The following is a 19,368-nucleotide window of genomic DNA, read 5'->3' as shown; positions in this document are numbered from 1 at the left end:
TCAGTCGGCGAGTCACCTCGTGCAGCGGACAGAGGAGTGCTGCCTTGAGATTCCGGCTCGGCCGTTCGCACCAGAACCACGCATTCGCCTCCCCGCCTCCCCAGGCCCCGGCACCCCCGCCGAGCCCAGCCCCGCCGATCGCGGAGCCGGAGGTCGCCGAGGCACCTCTGTCGGCCCGCGAAATCGACCTCATACGCGCCTCCGTCTCGGTGGTCGAGCCGATGGCCGCGGAGATGACGGTCTACTTCTACGCGATCCTCTTCACCCGCTACCCCGAGGTCCGTCCGATGTTCCCGCCGGGAATGGACGCCCAGCGCGGCCGCCTGCTGCGCGCGCTGCTGCGGATCGTGGACCTCGTCGACGATGCCGAGAGCCTGGTCCGCTTCTGCGGCCACCTCGGACGCGATCACCGCAAGTTCGGCACCCTCGCGGCGCACTTCCCCGCCGTGGGCGAGTGCCTCCTCGCCTCCCTCGCCCGGTACGCCGGTCCCGCGTGGAACGAGGACATCGCCGCGGCCTGGACCAAGGCGTACGGCGCGGTCGCCCAGGTCATGATCAGTGCCGCCGAGGAGGACGAAGCCGTACGGCCCGCCGTGTGGCCCGCCACGGTCGTGCACCGCGTCTCGCGCGGACACGGCATCGCCGAGATCACCGTCCGCCCCCACTCGCCCTACGAGTACGCCGCCGGGCAGTACGTGAGCATCGAGACCCCCTGGTGGCCCAAACGGTGGCGCTACTACTCCCCCGCCAACGCGCCCCGCGAAGACGGCTCCCTCACCTTTCACGTGCGCGCGGTACCCGGCGGCTCGGTCAGCGACGCCCTGGTGCACCGGGCGGCCGTGGGCGACGTACTGCGACTCGGCCCCCCGATGGGGGACATGGTCCTGGACGCCGCCGACCACAGCGAACTGCTCTGCGTGGCCGGCGGCACCGGCCTCGCCCCGATCCGCGCCCTCGTCGAGGAGGTCGCCCGGCGCGGCGGCCGCCACCAGGTCGACCTGTTCCTCGGCGCCCGGACCGGCGCCGAGCTGTACGGAGTCGACGACATGCTCCGCATGGCCCAACGGCACCACTGGCTGACCATCAGGGGCGCCGTGTCTCACGAGTACGTCCCCGGGATCCGCGGCTCCCTGCCGGAGGTGCTGGCCGAGTACGGGCCGTGGTACCAGCACGACGTCTATCTCAGCGGCCCCGCGCCGATGGTCATTTCCGCCAGGGAAACCCTCACCCTCAACGGCACCTTGCCCGAACACATCCACTACGACCCGTTCGAGACCCCGGTCCTGTCCACCCCCTGAGCGAATCAGAGGCCGGCGGCCCTCAGTTGCCACAACGGCGGCGCCTGTCGCACGGGGGCCGCCGCACGGAGCGCCTCGAACAGGCCGCGGGCTTCCGTGCTCGTCAGGTCGAGCTCCTCGGTGATCCTGCGGCTGGTGACGTACGCGATGCCGCCGGCCAGCGTCTCGCGCTCCCAGGCGGCGAACCGGGACCGGACGCTCTCGGCATCCCGGCCGGTCCGTGGCGTGCGCACCGCCTCGGGCTGCGCCGCGCGGTGGCGTTCCCGCTCGATCTCGGAGAAGCCGCACACCGCGCGGGAGGCCGCCTCCGCCTCGTCCAGGCCGGTGGAACCGGCGAGTTCACGGGCGAGGGGGTTGAGGGCCAGCGCCCGGTCCAGAGTGAGGCGGTGGACGTGGCGCGCCGACTCGTCCAGGAGCAGGGGACGGGGGGCGTCCCGGGTGCCGCAGACGCCGCGTACGCCGCGGGCGGCCGCGACGAGCAGGGCGCTCGCCTCGGAAGGGTGCCAGTCGAAGACGCCCAGCACGCCCCCGGTGTGGGCCGCCGTGAGCGCGAATGCCGGTTCGCCGAGTCTGGGCAGGAGCGTCGGCAGGGGCACCTCGTTGTCGAGACCGGGCCCGGCGACGTACACGGTGGTGTCGAGCCCCGTCGCCGCGCAGCCGGCGAGGGCGAGGGCGTCTCCCAGTGGGCTGCGCAGGGTGGGTTCGTCGCCGCGGGCCACGATGTCGCCGCCCACGTCCACGATGTCGATCCGGTCGGCCCGGCACCAGCGGGCGGCCGCACCGATCTGCCGCGCGAGGCCGAGCGCGCCCTCGTACGGGTCGAGCAGCCCGAGTCTCGGACCCAGGTCGGCGGCCAGGCGCGGGATCAGGGAGCCGGCAGGAGGAATCGGCGCGGTCGCCGGGGTGACCAGTGCGAGGTCCGGGCCGACCCGTTCGGTGCCCGTGAAGTCGGCGGCACGCCGCGGTCCGGGCACGGGGTCGACGACCAGCCGTTCCCACGCGTAGGTCAGGACGAGGGCGGGAGCCTCCGCTCCGTGCAGTGCGGCGTGCACCATGGCCGCCGTGATGGCGTCGCCGCCACCACCCGCCGCTATGAGAAGTCTCTTCATGACGGATACGGAACCGCAGTCCCGGACAGACCGGACCCCCTTCCAAACAAGTACATATGAACATCTATATACCCAAACCTATTTTGTGCGAATCGCACTACAGAAATAGGCTCGGGTGCCACCCTACAGTGACGACTCGTCACGAACAGCGATCTCTGTTTCTGAGAGTGAGTCACATTCCGCTATGGCACCCACCGTTACTCTCCCCATGCCGTCGATCCCGGGCCCCCTTCCCGCAGGCGAGCCGGAGACCCCGTACGAGCAGTACGTGTACGCCTATCCCCACCAGAAGGCCTACCGCCTGCTGGAGAACGGCCCGCTCCTGCGCGACCTGTGGTCCAAGGAGCGCCTCGACGCCCTGTCGCTCTACGTACACATCCCCTTCTGCGAGATGCGGTGCGGCTTCTGCAACCTCTTCACCCGCACCGGCGCTCCCGAGGACGTCACCCGTGAGTTCCTCCACACGCTGGAGCGTCAGGCACGCGTGACCAGACAGGCGTTGGAGGGGAAGGGCGAGCCGATACGGTTCCCCCTCGCGGCGTTCGGCGGAGGCACGCCCACCTATCTGACGGCGGCCGAGCTGTCGCGGCTCTGCGACATCTGCGAGGGCGTCATGGGCGCCGACCTGAAGGCCGCGTCCTGGTCGGTGGAAACCTCGCCGGCCACGGCGACCGCCGACCGGATCGCCGTACTCGCGGAGCGTGGCGCGACCCGCCTGAGCATCGGGGTGCAGAGCTTCATCGACGGGGAGGCGCGCGCCGCCGTCCGCCCGCAGAAGCGCGCGGAGGTCGAGGCCTCCCTCGCCCGCCTCAAGGACGCGAACTTCCCCGTCCTCAACATCGACCTCATCTACGGCATCGACGGCCAGACCGAGCGCACCTTCAAGGTCTCCCTGGACGCCGCGCTGGCCTGGCAGCCGGAGGAGATCTACCTCTATCCGCTGTACGTGCGCCCGCTGACCGGCCTCAGCACCCGCCACGCCAAGACCCTCCAGGACTGGAACGAGCAGCGGCTGCGCCTGTACCGCTACGGTCGCGACCACCTGCTCTCGGCGGGCTACGAGCAGACGTCGATGCGCGTCTTCAGGCGCCTCGGCACCGCCGCGGTGGAGGACACCGACGGCAGCAGCATCAGCGAGTACAACCAGCAGGCCGGCATGGTCGGACTCGGTGTCGGCGCCCGCTCGTTCACCACCGACCTGCACTACACCACCGACTACGCGGTCGCGGTCCCCGAGGTGCGGCGCATCATCGACGACTACATCGCCACCCCGACCGAGCAGTTCGAGCGCGCCCAGTGGGCGTTCCGGATGGACGAGGGCGAACGGCGCCGCATGTACGTACTGCAGCACCTGCTGGAGTCGACCGGCATGCGCGTCGCCGACTACGAACAGCGGTTCGCCACGCGCTTCGAGGACGACTTCGCGCCCCAGCTCGGCGCACTGCTGGAGAAGAACTGGCTCCGGGAGAAGGACGGCACACTGGGGCTCACCCTTGAGGGGATGGCCTGGGCCGATGCCGTAGGCCCGATGTTCTTCTCGTCCAGGGTGCGCGAGCACATGACCTCGTACGAGGACAGGTAGCCGGTCCGGTCAGCCGCCGGCCGGCACGGGGTCCGGCTCCGGCTCGGCCCGACGGCGTCGCGGAACGGAGACCAGGGCCAGGCCGCCCAGCAACAGCGCGGCGCCGGCCGCGGCGAGCGGTCCCGGCCGCTCCCCCAGCAGGGCCACCCCGAGCACCGTCGCGACCAGCGGCTCCGTCAGGCTCAGCGTGCCCGTCGTGGCGGCGCTGAGCCTCCCGACGCCACGGGTGAACAGCAGATAGCCCAGCGCGGTCGTGCCCAGCGCCAGCCAGCCGATCAGCGCGACCGCGCGCGGGGCCGCCAGTCCGTCCGGAGCCACCAGCAGGAACGGCGAGACCAGCAGCCCCCCGCACAGCACGCTGACCGGAGCGGCGGCACCGAGATCCGCGCCCCGCGCACCCAGTTCCTTGGTCGCGGCGATGTAGACGCCGAAGCTCGCCCCGGCCACCACACCGCAGACCACACCCAGCACGTCCGCCTGCGCCCCGCTGCCGGGCAGCAACAAGAGCCCGATCCCGACGACGGCGCAGGCGGTCCCCCACAGCCAGCGCGCGGTAGGACGCTCACCGGAGAGCACGCGCGCACACAGCCCGCTGACCACGGGCACCGTCCCGAAGGCGACCGCGGTCGCCAGAGCCGCCCCGCAGCGCTCGACCGCCTGCAGGAAGCAGACCTGGAACGCGGCCGTGACCAGCACGCTCAGCGCGACCCACCCTCGCGCACCGGGCCGCCACAGCGTGCGCAGCCCCGTCGGACGCACCGTCAGCACGGTGAGCACGAGCCCTCCCAGCAGCATCCGGGCCGCGCCCAGCGAGACCGGGTGCATCCCGGTGTCGGCCCAGATCTGCGCCGGTCCCACCGTCCCCCACAGGACCGATGCCACCAGTACGGATGCCACAGCGCCCACGACGACCCCCCGCTCCACACTTCCTGTCCTGACCGTGTCGAACGTAGCGGGCCGACTTCTACGGACCTACTGGGTGAAACCATGAGATTTCTACCCCTCGCCGCGGTGAGTACGTGGGTTCGCACAATCCGCCACTAGCCGCCGACACGGGCCACCAGGAGCGCGACGTCGTCGTCGGCAGCCGCCGGAACGAGGTGGGTGATCAGCGAATCGCACAGGTGGTCCAGCTGCCGCTGGGGATCCGCGAGCAGTTGCGTCAGTTCGCCCAGCCGTTCGTCGAGATCGCGTCCGCGGGCTTCGATCAGCCCGTCGGTGTACAGCACGAGGAGGCTGCCGGGGGGCACCCTGATCTCCGTGGGGGTGAAGGCGACTCCCCCGACACCCAGCGGGACCCCGGGCGGGGTGTCCACGAGCCGGACCGTGCCGTCGGGGAGGACGAGCGCGGGCGGCGGGTGTCCGGCCCGGGTGACGGTGCAGTGTCCGGTGGCCGGGTCACAGACGACGTACAGGAAGGTGGCCAGCATCGGCTCGGCGAGATCGCCGAGGGCGGCCTCCAGCTGGTGCAACAGCCGTACGGGCGACAGGTCCAGGCGCGCGAGGGCCCGTACGGAGGCGGACAGCCGGCCCATGACCGCGCCCGCGGCGATGCCGTGCCCCATGACGTCGCCGATGAGCAGGGCCGCCTTCCCTCCGGCCAGGGGCAGGACGTCGTACCAGTCGCCGCCGACCTCGTTGACGTCGCTGGCGGGGAGGTAGCGGTGGCTGACCTCGACGCCCGAGGGCGGCGTGATGTGCTGGGGGAGCATGCTGCGCTGGAGGATGACGGCGGTCTCGTGCTCACGGTGGTAGAGCCGTGCGTTGTCGATGCTGAGCGCGGCGCGTGCCGTGAGCTCACTGGCGAGGGTGACGTCTTCGGATCCGAACGGCCCCACCGGGCGGGTGCGGTAGAAGGTGGCGACGCCGAGCACCGTCTCGCGGGCCACCAGCGGCGCCATGATGAAGGAGTGCACGCCCACCGTGAGCAGTTGCGCGGGTTTGGCCGTGTGCCGGGCGGCGGGGGCGACGGCCTGCTCGTCGAGTCGGGCGATCAGGAAGGGCTGCCGGGCGGCGAGGGCCTGGGTGTAGGGGGCGGCAGCGGGAAAGAGGAGGGTCCTGCCGAGGGGGGCGAGGATGTCGGTCACCTTGGATCCCGAGAGGGGAGCCTTCCCGAGGCGCCGCAGGGCGGCCCCGCCGGTCAGCCCCATACCGGGCTCGTCCCCGCGCGCCAGCACCTCCAGGACGTCCACGGTGACGGCGTCGGCCAGGCGCGGTACGGAGAGCTGGGCGAGTTCCTGCGCGGTGCGCTCCAGGTCGAGACTGGAGCCGACGCGGATGCTGGCCTCGCTGAGCATGGCGAGCCGGCGCCGCCCCGCTTCGGCCTCCACGTGGTCGCGCTGCTGCTCGGTGATGTCGACGAGCGAGGCGATGACGCCGATCGGCATGCCGGCGGGATCCTCCACCCGGACGTAGGAGCACGACCACACCCGGTCGTGGTCCGGTTCGGCCGGCGTCCGCCCGACGCGCCGGCGGTCCAGGAGCGGCTGCCCGGTCTCCAGGACCTGCAGCATGGCCTCCTCCATCTCGAGGGCGTTCACCTCCGGGAGGATCTGGGCCAGGCTGCGGCCCACGTGTGCCGACTCCGGAAGGCCGTTCATGGCTTCGAGGGCGGCGTTGACCTGCAGGAACCGCAGCTGGGTGTCGAGGATGGCGATACCGACCGGGGAGCGGGCGAAGAGGCCGTCCCAGACCGCCGAGGACCCCCGGATGCGCCGTGCCGCATGGGCATCCGCGGCGAAGACCAGCACCGTGGCGGCGCCGTGCCGGCGGTCGGACACCGGAGAGGCCCAGATCTCCAGCTCCAGCGGGTGCCCGTCGCGGTGCCAGGCGGTGACCGTGCCCATCACACCGCGCCCCGTGGCGGCGGCTTCCCAGAGGGAGCGGCCCAGACTGCGGTCGGCACCCGGATGGAGCAGGTCCGCGATGTGGCGGCCCACGATCTGCGGCGGGGTATAGCCAAGCAATTCCTGCGCGACCTGGTTCCAGCGCACGATCGTCCCGTCGGCGCTGGTCGCCACCAGCGCGACCGGCAGCGCACCCAGCCATCCCCCGGCAGCCTGGGCGGCGCCGCTGATCAGCTCGTCGACCGGGATGTTCTCGTTCATCTGGCCGTCAGGCCCCGGGCCGCCCGGGCGGCCCGTCCGGAGGCCTGTCTCCACGGATCCATCGTCTGCCGGTCGGCATGAAGCCGCCTCCCGGTCCGCCACCGCTACACACTGTACGAATTCGAACACTGCGAGTAGCCAAGGTGTGCGGCACGACAACCACCGCAAGTCCGCGACACCGTACCCAAGTGCCCCGCCCGGATGGATCATTGACGTGAACGCGGCCCAAGTGCCCGGCCCAGGAGGACTGGTGTGTTGGAGGAGACGATGACGGACGGCTCCCGCCAGGTCGTGCGGGCGGAGGGCGGCTTCGCCTACGGGGTGGTCGGCGCCGACATCCACGTCTTCGGGGACGGCACCCCGCTCTACGTACTCGAGAACTGGCGGCCACCGCCCCCGACCGACGCGGAGTGGCTGCGGGAGATGCCCAGCCGGATGCTCAACGCGCGTTTCGCGGTGGTGGAGTTCACCGGCCGCGAGAGCGAGCTCGGCGAACTCGACGGGTGGCGCGACCAGGGGCCGAGGCTCGCCGCCCGCTGGCTGCACGGGCCGGGCGGGCAGGGCAAGACCCGGCTGGTCGATGAATTCGCCGCCCGGTCGGAGGCGGCCGGCTGGAAGACCGTGACCGCCACCCACGGCCCCGGCACCGTGCTGCCACCCCCCGGCAGCCAGGACCTGCGCCTGAACGGCGCCCGCGGTCTGCTCCTGATCGTCGACTACGCCGACCGCTGGCCGCTGACCCACCTGACCTGGCTGCTCAGCAACGCCCTGTTCCACCGGCCCGACGTGCGCACGCGCGTCCTGCTGCTGGGGCGGACCGCGGACGTCTGGCCCGCCGTCCGCGCCGCGCTGGCCAACCACCAGGCGGGCACCTCCGCCCACCTCCTGGAGTCCCTGCCGCCCGACGCGAGCGGGCCGCGCGAGCGGATGTTCCGGGCCGCCCGTGCCGGCTTCGCCGCCCGCTACCGCTCGGCCACGACGGCCGCCGTGGTGCCGCCGGGCCCGCTGGACCACCCGGATTTCGGCCTCGTCCTGGCGGTCCACATCGCCGCCCTGGTCGCCGTCGACGCCCACGCCGCGGGCCGTCGGCCGCCGCGCGACATGGCCGGGCTGACCACGTACCTCCTGGACCGGGAACACCTGCACTGGGCGCGCCTGTACGGCGACTCCACCCACGAGCTCAACCCGGCCGAACGGACCTACCGCACGCCGCCGCACGTGATGAACCGTACGGTGTTCAGTGCCGTACTCACCGGCGCGCTGGAGCCCGCCAGGGGTGTCTCGGTGGTCGAATCCCTGGGGCCGCACCCCTCCCCCGAGCGCATCCTGGCCGACCACGGCGTCTGCTACCCGCCGGCCGATCCGGGCCGGGCCACGGTGCTGGAGCCGCTCTATCCGGACCGCCTCGCCGAGGACTTCCTCGCCCTGACGCTCCCGGGCCACGAGGCCGACTACCCCGCCCAGAGCTGGGCGGCCGCCACCACGACGGCGCTGCTGGCCAGGGCGGACGACAGCGAGCGGGCTCCCGGCTGGACGGCACGGGCCGTCACCTTCCTGGCCAGTGCGGCCCATCGCTGGCCGCACCTGGGCCCCCGCCACCTCTTTCCGCTCCTGCGCGACGACCCCGGACTCGCGGTCGCGGCCGGCAACGCCGCCCTGACGGCCCTCGCCTCTCTCGAGGACATCGACGGGGCGCTGATGGAGGCCGTCGAGGCCCGCTTCCCCTTTCCCGAGCGCCACGTGGACCTCGACCCGGGCATCGCAGCCTTCACCGCCCGGCTCGCCGAGTACTGGCTCTCCCTCAGCGACGACCCGTCGGTGCACGCGTCCGTCTCCTTACGACTCGGCATGCGCCTGGCCAACGCGGGGCTGTACGCGGAGGCCGCGGACGAGGTCGGATACTCCGTGGCGATCCACCGGCGGCTGTCCGTGTCGCACCCCACGCCCCACACACGCGAGCTCGCCATCGCCCTGTACTTCCTCGGCGCCGACCTGGGTATGACGGGTCGCGCCCGGGAGGCCCTGGCCGCGACCGAGGAGGCGGTGGCCCTCCTGCGCGGGCTGGTGGCGACGGACGCATCCGGCGGATCCGACGTCTCGGCTTCCTCGCCCGGGCACCTGCTCGCCGCCGCTCTGACCAACCTCGGCATCTGGCTGAACGCGATGGGCCGACGGACCGAGGGCCTCAAGGCCTCCGAGGAGGCCGCGGCCGTCCGGCAGCGGCTGGGGGACGCCGGCCCCCACAGCGAGGCGGGGCGCGCGCAGTTCCTCCACAACCACGGCAACGTGCTCCTGGACACCGGACGGACCGTCGACGCCCTGGCCGCGGCGGAAGAGGCGGTGGCGGCCCGGCGCAGGCTCGCCGCCGCGAACCCCGCGGCCCACGTACACGATCTGGCGGACTCGCTGACCAACCTCGGCAACTCCCTCGCGGCCATGGGACGCAGGGAGGAGGCCCTGGCCGCTTCGGAGGAGGCGGTGGCCCTGTTCCGCCGCCTCGTCGAGGCGAATCCCACCGCGTACCGGCCGGGCCTGGCCAACGGCCTGACCGGCCTGGCGGTGGACCTGGCCGTTCTGGGGCGTCTGGCGGAGGCGGCCGCCGTGGGAGAGGAGGCGGTGGCCCTGCGCCGGCGACTCGCCGCGGCGGACCCCGACGCGCACGAACCCCACCTCGCCGTCTCGCTGTCCAACCTCGCCCTCTGGCGGGCCCGCACCGGACGCGCGGACGAGGCCCTGGAGATCGCGGCGGAGGGCGTGCGCATCCACCGCCGGCTGTGCGGGGCGCGGCCCGCCGCCTTCGAGTCGCGGCTGGTGGACTCGCTGAACAACCTCGCCATCACCCTGACGGTGCTGGGTCGGGGGGAAGAGGCGGTGCCGGTCATGGAGGAAGCCGTGGCGCTCACCCGCCGCCTGGCGGCGAAGGAACCGGCCGCGTACGGGCCGAGGCACGGTCGCGGGCTGCACGATCTGGCTCTCCTCCTCGCCGCTGCGGGGCGATGGGTGGAGGCCGAGCGTTACGCGCAGCAGGCCGTCGCGGTACTCCGTCCACTGGCGGAGGCGCAACCCACGGCGCACGAGCCGGCCCTCGCGAAGGCGTCCACGAACCTCGCCCTCTGCCTGGGCCGACTGGGGCGGTGGCCACAGGCCCTGGAGGCGGCGGCGCAGCCGGTCGCGTACCGCCGGCGCATGCGCGGGGCGCCGCCGCTCGGCCACGAACCGCTCCTCGCCTCCCTCCTCACCGGCATCGCCCGCCACCATGCGTCCGTGGGGAGATGGCGCGACGCGGTCGAGGCGGCCGAGGAGGCGGAGGCCCTCCTGCGCCTCGTGTCCGCCGACCGTCCCGCCGCGTACGAGCCCCAACTGGCCCAGGTCCTGCACGACCTCGGGGTGTACCGCTCCCGGTGACGGGAGGCTTCCCCGCCTCGCGTGAGGCTCAAATCGACCTTCTCGGGCGGTAGATGGGATTTCAGACGGCTCCCTGGACGGCACGTCGGGTGGGTTGAAATGATCTCGGAATTCCTCCTTCCACCTGAGCAAAGGTCAGAGAATGACGTTGTCGTGCCCACCGACCCTCTCCCGGCACGCCGGTTGGGTCGCCGCGCTCGCCGCGGCCGTCCTCGCGCTGCCCCTGCTCGCCGCCCCCGCTCGGGCGGCGACCCCCGGCGATCCGGCCACCGCCTCCGCCTTCGACCTCAAGTCCGGCCCGGACCTGAGCGGCCCCGTTGCGGACCTGAAGGCGGCCCTGCCCACGCAGGGCGTCCAGGACCTGCTCGACCAGGGCAACCGGATCGCGAAGACCGGCGCGTCGTGCACCGCGGACCCGTTCGGCACCGGCGACGACGGCGGCGTGCTCCCGCCGGCCAGGAAGCTCTGCTGGGACGGCGGTGACTCCGACACCGAGGAATGGATACCCCAGGGGCTCACCGGAGTCTCCGACGCCCAGGTCGACGAACTCTGGGGCAGCCGCAAGCCCCTGGTCGCCTCCTGGTACGACAAGGCGAACACCCAGCTCTGCTCCACCGATCCCGACACCTGCCAAGACAAGGGCGTACGGCTGTCGTTCCTGGACCCGGAGACGGAGGTCCCGGGCAACGCCGACGGGCGCCGGTACCGGCACGTACTGCTGGTCGAGCCGTACTACAACTCGTACGGCAACGTCTCCTACAGGGCGATCGACATCCACGCCGGAGGCCTGGCCTGGTACAAGTACTACCTCTACGTCGCGGACACGATGAACGGCCTGCGCGTCTTCGACATGCGCTCGATCCTGGACCTCAACCACGACCAGGACGCCTCGGTGGACGACACCACCCTCGACGGGCTGAAGAGCAACGTCCGGGACGCGAGCAAGACCGGCCGGCAGAGCAACGTCTACTACAGCCACACCTACCGGTACGTGATGCCCCAGGTCGCCTCGTACAAGTTCGTCGCCGCCCAAGGCAACTCCTCGTCCGCGGCGACCTGCGTGGCCACCGGGGCGCCCAAGGCGTCCTACATCTCCGTCGACCGCAGCAACACCGCCGCCCCCTCCCTGGTCATGGGCGAGTACTGCGACTCGGACGACACCCACCTGGAGAAGGGGCGGGTCGGCGCGCTGCCCATGGACGACGCCACGGGGCTGCTGAAGGCGACGAGCGGCGTGGTCCGCGCCACGGACGCGTACTACCTGCCGCGCGACCTCACCCAGGGCGCGGCCCGCTACAACGGGGTCTACTACTTCAACCGCAGCTGGACGGACCACAGCGGCAGCCTGCGGCGGGCCACGGTCACCGGCGGGCGCCTGGTGGACTACGGGGCCAACATCACCAACGCCGTCGGCCCCGAGGACATGTACTTCGAGCACGGACAGGGCACTCCGGGCGGCGGGACGCAGTACCTCTGGTCGCTGACGGAACACCGCATGGACACGACGTCCACGTGCACCGACGCCGGTTCCCCGTGCGGCCGGGTCATCTACGCACACCGGGTCGAGGACATACTGGCCCGCCCGTAGCGCCGCCCCGGGCGGCGGCCGGACCGACAGGTCCACATACCCGCGGGTCAGGGTCCTGTGGCAGGCGGACCGGCCGCCGGCTTGGGCCAGGATGGTCCGTGCGGGCCCGACCGGCCTGGCGAGGCCGGTCGGGTCCGCGCCGATCGCGCAGGATCTCGTACACCATCCCGAGAGGAACGCCGATGCGAGCCCGCGCCCCGCGAGACCTGGCCGCACTGCCGTACGCGCACCGTCTGGAGGCGTTCACCGGGGAGATCGAGCGGGAGGGCACCTACGAATGGGTCCACTTCGACGGCTCCGTCTTCGAGGACGTGCAGGGCGGCAGCGCCCAATTCGGCGAGTCGGCGTTCTCCTCGGTGACCTTCGACCGCGGCCGCTACCGGCGCGCCCGCTTCGACGACGTCTGGATGCACGCCGTCCGCATGGTCGGCACCGACCTGGCGGAGACCACCTGGCTGGACTCCGAGTGCACCGCCGGCGTCTTCGCGGGCACCGAGATCCACGTCTCCGAGATGCACCGCACCGTCTTCCACCAGTGCAAATTCGACTCGGTCAACCTGCGCGGGGCCACCCTCAGGGACGTGGCGTTCGTCGACTGCCTCCTGCGTGACGTGGACTTCGGCGGGGCGACGCTGACCGGCGTCTCCTTCCCCGGCTCGACCCTGGACGTCGCCCGTTTCGACAGGGCCGCCCTCACCCGGGTCGACCTGAGCGAGGCCCTGGGCCTGGGCATCGCCTCCGGGATCGAGGCCCTGAAGGGGGCGCAGATCAGCGCGGTCCAGCTGCTCGACCTGGCGCCCGCCCTGGCGCGGCACATCGGCCTCACCGTGAAGGAGGGCTGACGGAGCCGCGCAGGCGGGCCGCGAGGACGGCGATGTCGTCCTCGGCGGGGCCCGCGGTCAGCTGGGCCAGCATGTCGTCGAGGATCGCGTCGAGCCCTTGCCGCGGGTTCAGGTGCAGGCGGGTGAGGCGGGCGAGGGAGGTGTCGATGTCCTCGCCGCGGCGTTCGACCAGGCCGTCGGTGTAGAGCACGACGGCGGCGCCGGGCATGCCCGGGCGGGTCAGGGCGGTGTAGTCGCCCAGCCCGGTGCCCAGCGGTGGGCCGACGGGGACGGACAGGATCTCGGTACGGCCCTGCGGGGTCAGGCGCAGGGGCGGCAGGTGACCGGCGCTGGCGTAGCTGATCGTGTGGGTGTCGGGGTCGCCCAGGGCGAGCAGGCAGGTGGCGACCCGGTCGAAGCCCGATTCGGCGACCATGCGGTCGGCGTAGGTGAGGACCGCGTCCAGCGGGAGGCCGCTCGCGGCCAGGGCGCGCAGCATGGAGCGGTAGTGGCTCATCGCGACGGCGGCGTCCACCCCGTGCCCCATCACGTCGCCGATGACCAGCAGGTTGCGGCCTCCGGGCAGGGGCAGCGAGTCGAACCAGTCACCGCCCACGAGGGCACTGTCGCGGGCGGGCAGGTAGCGGGAGGCCGTCTCCAGGCCGGGGTGCGGGACCGTCGGCTCGTTCAGCAGCGCCCGCTGCAGCTCCAATGCGATGGTGCGCTCGCGGGCGAACTGGAACGCCCGCTCCAGGGCCCGGGCCGCGCGGGTCGCGAGCTCCTGGGCCACCACGACGTCGTCGCGGGTGAAGGCCGGGGACGAGCCGTGGCGGCCCATGGAGAGCGCACCGAGGGGACGCGACTCGGTGGTCAGGGGCACCACGAGCGTGGAGTGGAATCCCGCGGCGCGGTAGCGGGCCATCCGTTGCGCGTAGTGGCCGCCGGTGGTCGCGGCGTCGTCGGAGGTGAGGTCGTGCAGCAGGGGCCGGCCCTCGTCCAGGCACCGCCGGACCGGGGAGTCCGCCTCGAAGTCCACGGACCCGTCCACATCGCCCAGGTCGCCCAGCCGCTCCGCCAGATGCCGCGGGGCCCGGAAGGCGGCCCTGCGCAGTCGGGTGACACCGGGCTGCCCATGGCCCGGACGTCCCGGCCGGTCCTCCTCGAACAGCGCCACCGAGGCGGCGTCCGCGAGGCCCGGCACCACGAAGTCGACGAGTTCCGTGCAGGTGGCGTCGACGTCGAGGGTGGTGCCGATGGCCGTCGCGGCCGTGTCCAGCATCGCGATGCGCTGGTGGGAGCGCTCCAGCTTGTGCAGGTACTGGCGCGGTTCGGTGATCTCCAGGCCGATGCCGACCAGGCCCACCACGGTGCCGTCCTCGTCCTCCAGCCGGTGGTACGTCACGCGCGACTCGCGGCGCTCGTACGGCGACCGGGCCCGGGTGTGGCCGGATCCGACCAGCTGGCGCGGCCGGCCGTCCCGCAGCACCTGGCGCAGCACGCCCTCGGACCGTTTCACGCCCGGCAGGATGTCCCCCAGGGTCCGGCCCAGGTGCGCCTCGGCCGGCAGGCCGGTCATGCGGACCATGTGCGGGTTGACGTACTGGTAGCGCAGCTCGGTGTCCATGACGGCCACGCCGGCGGCCGCGCCCTCCACGATCTGCCGCAGCAGCCGGTACTCACGGCGCAGCCGGGACGCCGCGGCCTCGCCCGCCGCGGCGAGCAGCGCCTCGATGTCCACGGAGAGCAAGGGCTGCGGAGTCGGCGCGTCCAGCCCCACCGCACACCTCCCTGCCTGCCGCCCGGCGCTCGCCGGCTCTGCACCATCGTCTGACGGAGCGGAAGGACGCGCACGTCCGGCGCGGCCCGCGCATGGGCCCCTCAGGGGCGGGCACCCGCGCCTGGAGACGTCCTGACGGACGGCCCGCACCCGCGGGTGCGGGGTTGCCGACGACACGGAAGGGGTGTCGCATGTCGCACGTCGAGGTCAACGTCCCCGTGAGCACGCCTACGGGCTCGTCACGTTCCAGCCGATCGACGCGACCACCACCAGGATCGAAGTGCACATGAACTGGGTGCCCGACGGGCCGGCCGAGACGGCGGCCGGCAAACTCGGCTTCGTCAAGCGTCAGGTGGTGGGTGATCTGAAGCGGTTCAAGCTGTTCATCGAGGCACGCGGGGTCGAGACGGGCGGCCGGCGCGGCCAGGTCTGACCTCCTGCGCATCTCGGCCAAGTTGGCCGTACGCCCCTGAGCGCCCCCCGAAGTGACGTTCCATCACCCCTGTACGGGGGCACCCGCGTGGTGCCGTTGGTTCGTCCACGGAGGAGAGCGCACGATGACGAAGGTCCTCGTCCTGCACAGCGTCAGCCTGGTCAGGTCGGCACTGGCCGCCCTGCTGAGATCGGAAGGGCCCTTCGAGGTCACGTCCGCGGGGTGGCGTACCGCCGCACGCCAGGCCGAGTCCTTACGACCAGACGTGACGGTCGTCGACCTCGATTGTCCGGGGGCGACGGCCGTTCTCGCCGACGACGGGCGCGCGGCCCGGGAGCGCCAGGTCCTCGCCTCCCCGTCCCCGGTGCTGGTGCTCGCGTCGACCGGCGCGCCCGGTTCGCTGCACCGGGCCTTCCGGGCCGAGGCCCGCGGCTACGTCGACAAGGACGGCTCGCCGGGGCGGCTCGTACGGGCGGTCCGGAAGGTCGCGGCGGGGGAACGGTTCATCGACGCCTCACTGGCCTCCGCCTTCATGGAGGCCGACCCCGTACCGCTGAGCCCGCGGGAGCTCAGCGTGCTGGCCCGGGCCGCCGAGGGGGACTCGATCGCCGAGATCGCCCGTACGCTGCACCTGGCGAGCGGGACGGTACGCAACTACATGGCCGCGGCGACCCGCAAGACCGGCGCGCGCAATCTCATCGACGCGATCCGGATCTCCCGGCGGGCCGGCTGGGTCTGATCGGGTCGGAGCCGTTCCACCTCCCGACCAGGTCGCGGTACAGGGGCGACCTGGCCGGGAGATCCGCATGCGTGCCGCACACGGCGCGGGTCCCGTCGAGGACGAGGACCCGGCCGGCGCGGGCCGCGGACGAGACCCGGTGGGCCACGACGACGAGGGTGCCGGGACGGTCCGCGAGGGCCCGCTCGGCACGCTCCTCCGTACGGGGGTCCAGGTGGCAGGTGGCCTCGTCGAGCAGCAGCAGCGGAGCCGGCGAGAGATAGGCCGCGGCGAGCGCGAGGTGCTGGCTCTCCCCTCGGGACAGCAGCCGGGGGGAGACCTCGGCGTCCAGGCCGCCCAGCCGCTCCACCAGCCCCTCCAGCCCCAGGGCGCCGATGGCGCGCCACACCCGGTCGTCCCCGGGCACGGCGGCGTCCGGGCCCGGGGACAGGTGGGTCAGGTTCTCCCGCACGGTGCCGGTGAACACGTAGGCCTGCTGTGGCAGCAGGGTCCGCCGCGGGTCCGGGCCCGCGGCACCCGGTTCCCTGCGGGCGGCCGCGCCGGCGACGAGGACCGTCCCCGCGTCGGGTGCCAGCATCCCGGCGAGCAGCGCGGTGAGCGTGGACTTGCCGATGCCGCTCGGCCCGACCACGGCGAGGTGCTCCCCCGGCCGCACCACCAGGTCGAGGGCGTTGAGTACGGGAGCCGCGCCGGGGCCGTAGGCGAAGGTGACCCCCCGGAGCTCGGCCGCGGCGGCGGTCCGCCGAGCGGTGTACACGGGGGTCTGCGCGGGCGGAACCGGGTCCGGGGGCGCATCGCAGAAGGGCTCCAGCACCACCACCAGCCGGGTGCCGGCGGAACCGAGCGCCGTCATCAGGGAGTTGAGGGCGGGCAGCAACGCCTGGACCACGTACGTGAGGCCGCCGGCCAGCGTGCCGGCGGTGATCCCGTGCCCGAGCAGCCAGGGCGTCGCGGCGAGCAGGGCGATCACCGGCAGCCGGCCCGCCGCCCCCAGGGCCAGGGTGCGCAGGGCCGCCCAGCGCGCGAGTACGCGCGCCAGCCGCTCCTGCGCGGCGATCAGGGGCTCCACCCGGGCCTCCGCCGCCGCCTGTCCACCGCAGGCGACGATGTCCCGCAGGCCCTCCCCCAGCGCCCCCACCCGGTCCGACAGGGCCTCGTCGATGTCCAGGGACCGGCGCTGTACGGACGCCATGGGGCGCAGCGTGGCCAGGAAGGCGGCCACGCCCAGCAGCACGGGGGGCAGCACGATCAGCAGCAGCACCGGAGCCAGGGCCGCCATGCCCGCGAAGGCGCCCGCGGCGGTGAACACGAACGCGCGTGTCGTCAGGACGAGCCCCGCGAAGGAGTCCCGGGCCATCTCCGTCTGCTGGGTCAGCCGGGACACCGCGCCCGAGTCGGGGGCGCGCGCCGGGTCGGCGACCGCCCGGTCCAGTGACTGCCGTACCGCCCGTCGGACCAGCCCGTCGCGCAGCGGCTCCACGAGGTCCGCGAGTCCGGCGAAGACCCCGCGCAGTGCGAATCCGCCGAGCAGTGCCCCGGCTCCGGCCGCGGCCAGCCAGACGAGACCGGTGGCGGTGCGGCCGGCGAGGAAGCCGTCGTCGAGGGCCCGGGCCACGCCGTATCCGCCGAGGAAGGTGTGCGCGGACTCCAGGACCGACCACGCCGCGAGCCGTCCCAGTGCCGCCTTGCGGCCGCGCAGGAACCGCCGGCCCTCGGGGGCCACCCGCCGCCAGGCCCCGCCCTCGGTCACCTCGCCGCCTCCTGTCGCGTCCCGTCGGCGGCGAACACCGCCCGGTAGCAGGGGTCGCGCTCCCACAGCTCGCCGTGGCTGCCGGCCGCCCGCAGCCGCCCGTCCTCGAGCCATACGACGAGGTCGGCGCGGACGGCGGACGAGAGGCGGTGCGCGACCACGATCCGGGTGCCGGGGCGGATCCCGTGGGCGAGGGCCCGCTCGACCTCCCGGGCCGTGACGGTGTCGAGGCTGGAGGTGGCGTCGTCGAGCACAAGGAGCCGTCCCGCGTGGCAGAACGCCCGGGCCAGCCCGAGGCGTTGGACCTCCCCGCCGGACATCGGGGCGTCGGCGAGGCGCGTGCCGTAGCCGTGGGGCAGGTGCCGTACGAACCGGTCGGCGCCCGCGGCACGGGCCGCGGCGCGGACCGCTTCCGGTCCCGGGTCCGGACCCGCGCCGAACCCGATCGCGTCGCGGACCGTGTCCCCGAGCAGCACGGGCCGGTCGAAGGCGTGCCCGACCTCGCGGCGCAGCGCCTCGGCGGTCAGCTCCCGCAGGGGTACGCCGTCCAGCAGCACCTGGCCCGCGTCGGGGTCGGTGAGCCGTCCGGCCACGGCGGCGAAGAGCGTCTTGCCGGCGCCCGACCGGCCCACCACGGCCACCGTGGTGCCGCCGGGGATCACCAGGCTGATGCCGTCGAGGACCGTCGATCCGCCGCGCACGACCCGGACGCCGCGCAGTTCCAGGGTGCCGGGGCCCCCTTCGGGCAGCCGCGCCCGGCCGTGGTCGAGTACGGGCAGGGCGAGGAGGACGGCGGTCCGCCGGGCGGCGGCCCGGCCGCGGACCACTGCGGCCAGAGCGCCGGTCACGGCGCCGACCCCGGCCGCGAGGCCCGCGTACCGCAGGGCCGCGAGGAGTTCGCCGACTCCTATGGCGCCGGCCGACAGGCGGATGCCGCCGACGGCGAGGACCGCGTACAGGAGCATCGGCATGAGGGCCGCCGACCGGGCCGTCGTGCCGCCGTAGACCTGCCACATGCGCCTGCCCTCGGTGCCGAGTTCGGGCAGCCGCGCCAGGATCCGGGCGCGTTCGCGGTCCGCGGTTCCGGCGGCGGCGATGGTACGCGCCCCGGCCAGGGCCTCGACGAGGCGGCCGGCGGTCGCGAGCTGCACCTGCTGGTAGCGGGCGACGCTGGTGAGGGTGGAACGGGCGAAGGCGCGCAGCAGGAGCAGCAGCAGCGGAACGCCCAGGAGGAAGGCGAGGCCCGTCCACAGGTCGATGAGGAAGAGCGCGACCACCCCGCCAAGCGGCGGCAGCAGCGCGGCGACGGCGTGCGCGAAGGCGGCCGGCACCTTGCCGGCCTCGGTGGCGTGTGCGGTCAGCCGCGCGGCGGTTTCGCCGGGTGCGTGGCGGGCCGCGTGGTGCGGGGCCGTCCGCAGCAGCCGGGCGAGCCCGAGCCTGCGCAGGCGGGCGGTGGTGCGGCCGTCCACCTCGCCGCTGAGCCGTGCGGCGGCGGCGTCCATCGCCACTTCGGCCGCGATGACCGCGGCGCACAGCAGCGTCCACGCGGGGCCCGACGGGGCTCGGCGGAGCAGCAGGTCGAGGGTGTGGCCCAGGACCGCGGGTTCGGCGAGTGCCGCCGCGGCCGCCGTCACCGTGCATCCGAGGACGGCGGCGGTACGCCCACCGCTGTGCCGGGCGGCTGCCACGAGTGCCCGGTCGGCTCCGCGCGCCTCGGCCTCCGCGTCGGGTGGATTCATCGGCGGATGCCTCCAGTGGT

Annotated in this window: 13 protein-coding genes; 7 read left to right on the top strand and 6 right to left on the bottom strand. The window is 73.5% G+C overall.

What is annotated here, in order from left to right:
- Positions 1–44 precede the first annotated feature (44 nt).
- Complete coding sequence (locus ACGFYU_RS00970) at positions 45–1,298, top strand: globin domain-containing protein (RefSeq protein ID WP_393825101.1); 1,254 nt, start codon at positions 45–47, stop codon at positions 1,296–1,298.
- Positions 1,299–1,303: 5 nt separating this feature from the next.
- Here the strand turns inward: ACGFYU_RS00970 and ACGFYU_RS00965 are convergent, their stop codons facing one another.
- Complete coding sequence (locus ACGFYU_RS00965; RefSeq protein ID WP_393825100.1) at positions 1,304–2,407, bottom strand: DUF1152 domain-containing protein; 1,104 nt, start codon at positions 2,405–2,407, stop codon at positions 1,304–1,306.
- 208 nt (positions 2,408–2,615) lie between these two features.
- Between ACGFYU_RS00965 and ACGFYU_RS00960 the strand changes: the two genes are divergently transcribed.
- Positions 2,616–3,989 carry an STM4012 family radical SAM protein gene (locus ACGFYU_RS00960; protein ID WP_393825099.1) on the top strand — a complete coding sequence of 458 codons (1,374 nt, stop codon included), beginning with the start codon at positions 2,616–2,618 and terminating at the stop codon, positions 3,987–3,989.
- Between the two features lie 9 nt (positions 3,990–3,998).
- On the opposite strand, the gene ACGFYU_RS00955 is transcribed toward ACGFYU_RS00960, so the two are convergent.
- The gene (locus ACGFYU_RS00955; RefSeq protein ID WP_393825098.1) at positions 3,999–4,895 is read right to left on the bottom strand and encodes a DMT family transporter; all 897 of its coding nucleotides are present in this window, start codon (positions 4,893–4,895) and stop codon (positions 3,999–4,001) included.
- Positions 4,896–5,029: 134 nt separating this feature from the next.
- On the bottom strand, positions 5,030–7,150 hold the full coding sequence (locus ACGFYU_RS00950; RefSeq protein ID WP_393825097.1) for a SpoIIE family protein phosphatase: 2,121 nt from the start codon (positions 7,148–7,150) through the stop codon (positions 5,030–5,032).
- A 198-nt stretch (positions 7,151–7,348) separates the two neighbouring features.
- On the opposite strand from ACGFYU_RS00950, the gene ACGFYU_RS00945 reads away from it, so the two are divergent.
- The 3 genes from ACGFYU_RS00945 to ACGFYU_RS00935 all read left to right on the top strand — a co-directional run bounded on the left by ACGFYU_RS00945 (position 7,349) and on the right by ACGFYU_RS00935 (position 12,931).
- Positions 7,349–10,501 (top strand): tetratricopeptide repeat protein, encoded by a 3,153-nt coding sequence (locus ACGFYU_RS00945; RefSeq protein WP_393825096.1) that lies wholly within the window; start codon positions 7,349–7,351, stop codon positions 10,499–10,501.
- Positions 10,502–10,643: 142 nt separating this feature from the next.
- Entirely contained in the window at positions 10,644–12,089 is a 1,446-nt protein-coding gene (locus ACGFYU_RS00940; protein ID WP_393825095.1) for a hypothetical protein, read from the top strand.
- Positions 12,090–12,271: 182 nt separating this feature from the next.
- Complete coding sequence (locus ACGFYU_RS00935; protein ID WP_393825094.1) at positions 12,272–12,931, top strand: pentapeptide repeat-containing protein; 660 nt, start codon at positions 12,272–12,274, stop codon at positions 12,929–12,931.
- Here ACGFYU_RS00935 and ACGFYU_RS00930 read toward each other — a convergent pair.
- Positions 12,912–14,687, bottom strand: a complete 1,776-nt coding sequence (locus ACGFYU_RS00930; RefSeq protein ID WP_393825093.1) for a SpoIIE family protein phosphatase — start codon at positions 14,685–14,687, stop codon at positions 12,912–12,914. The two genes, ACGFYU_RS00935 and ACGFYU_RS00930, sit on opposite strands and share 20 nt — an antisense overlap.
- Positions 14,688–14,973: 286 nt before the next feature.
- On the opposite strand from ACGFYU_RS00930, the gene ACGFYU_RS00925 reads away from it, so the two are divergent.
- Complete coding sequence (locus ACGFYU_RS00925) at positions 14,974–15,120, top strand: hypothetical protein (protein ID WP_393825092.1); 147 nt, start codon at positions 14,974–14,976, stop codon at positions 15,118–15,120.
- 124 nt (positions 15,121–15,244) lie between these two features.
- Positions 15,245–15,859, top strand: a complete 615-nt coding sequence (locus ACGFYU_RS00920) for a LuxR C-terminal-related transcriptional regulator (protein WP_393825091.1) — start codon at positions 15,245–15,247, stop codon at positions 15,857–15,859.
- Here ACGFYU_RS00920 and ACGFYU_RS00915 read toward each other — a convergent pair.
- Positions 15,816–17,723, bottom strand: coding sequence for an ATP-binding cassette domain-containing protein (locus tag ACGFYU_RS00915; RefSeq protein WP_393825090.1), 1,908 nt, complete (start codon positions 17,721–17,723; stop codon positions 15,816–15,818). The genes ACGFYU_RS00920 and ACGFYU_RS00915 overlap by 44 nt on opposite strands.
- Positions 17,606–19,348: an ATP-binding cassette domain-containing protein gene (locus tag ACGFYU_RS00910; protein WP_393825089.1), complete on the bottom strand. Its 1,743-nt coding sequence runs from the start codon at positions 19,346–19,348 to the stop codon at positions 17,606–17,608. The genes ACGFYU_RS00915 and ACGFYU_RS00910 overlap by 118 nt, the downstream gene beginning before the upstream one ends.
- Positions 19,349–19,368 lie beyond the last annotated feature (20 nt).

It is taken from the genome of Streptomyces sp. NPDC048337 (genome assembly GCF_043201175.1).
GTDB lineage: Bacteria > Actinomycetota > Actinomycetes > Streptomycetales > Streptomycetaceae > Streptomyces.
The sequence above is the reverse complement of the archived record's forward strand: the minus strand, read 5'-3'. Positions and strand labels throughout refer to the sequence as shown.

Coding starts and splice junctions, on each gene's coding strand:
- ACGFYU_RS00935 (WP_393825094.1), top strand. CDS start 12,272: ATGCGAGCCCGCGCCCCGCGAGACCTGGCCGCACTGCCGTACGCGCAC.
- ACGFYU_RS00940 (WP_393825095.1), top strand. CDS start 10,644: ATGACGTTGTCGTGCCCACCGACCCTCTCCCGGCACGCCGGTTGGGTC.
- ACGFYU_RS00920 (WP_393825091.1), top strand. CDS start 15,245: ATGACGAAGGTCCTCGTCCTGCACAGCGTCAGCCTGGTCAGGTCGGCA.
- ACGFYU_RS00910 (WP_393825089.1), bottom strand. CDS start 19,348: ATGAATCCACCCGACGCGGAGGCCGAGGCGCGCGGAGCCGACCGGGCA.
- ACGFYU_RS00965 (WP_393825100.1), bottom strand. CDS start 2,407: ATGAAGAGACTTCTCATAGCGGCGGGTGGTGGCGGCGACGCCATCACG.
- ACGFYU_RS00960 (WP_393825099.1), top strand. CDS start 2,616: ATGCCGTCGATCCCGGGCCCCCTTCCCGCAGGCGAGCCGGAGACCCCG.
- ACGFYU_RS00915 (WP_393825090.1), bottom strand. CDS start 17,723: ATGGCTCGAGGACGGGCGGCTGCGGGCGGCCGGCAGCCACGGCGAGCT.
- ACGFYU_RS00925 (WP_393825092.1), top strand. CDS start 14,974: ATGAACTGGGTGCCCGACGGGCCGGCCGAGACGGCGGCCGGCAAACTC.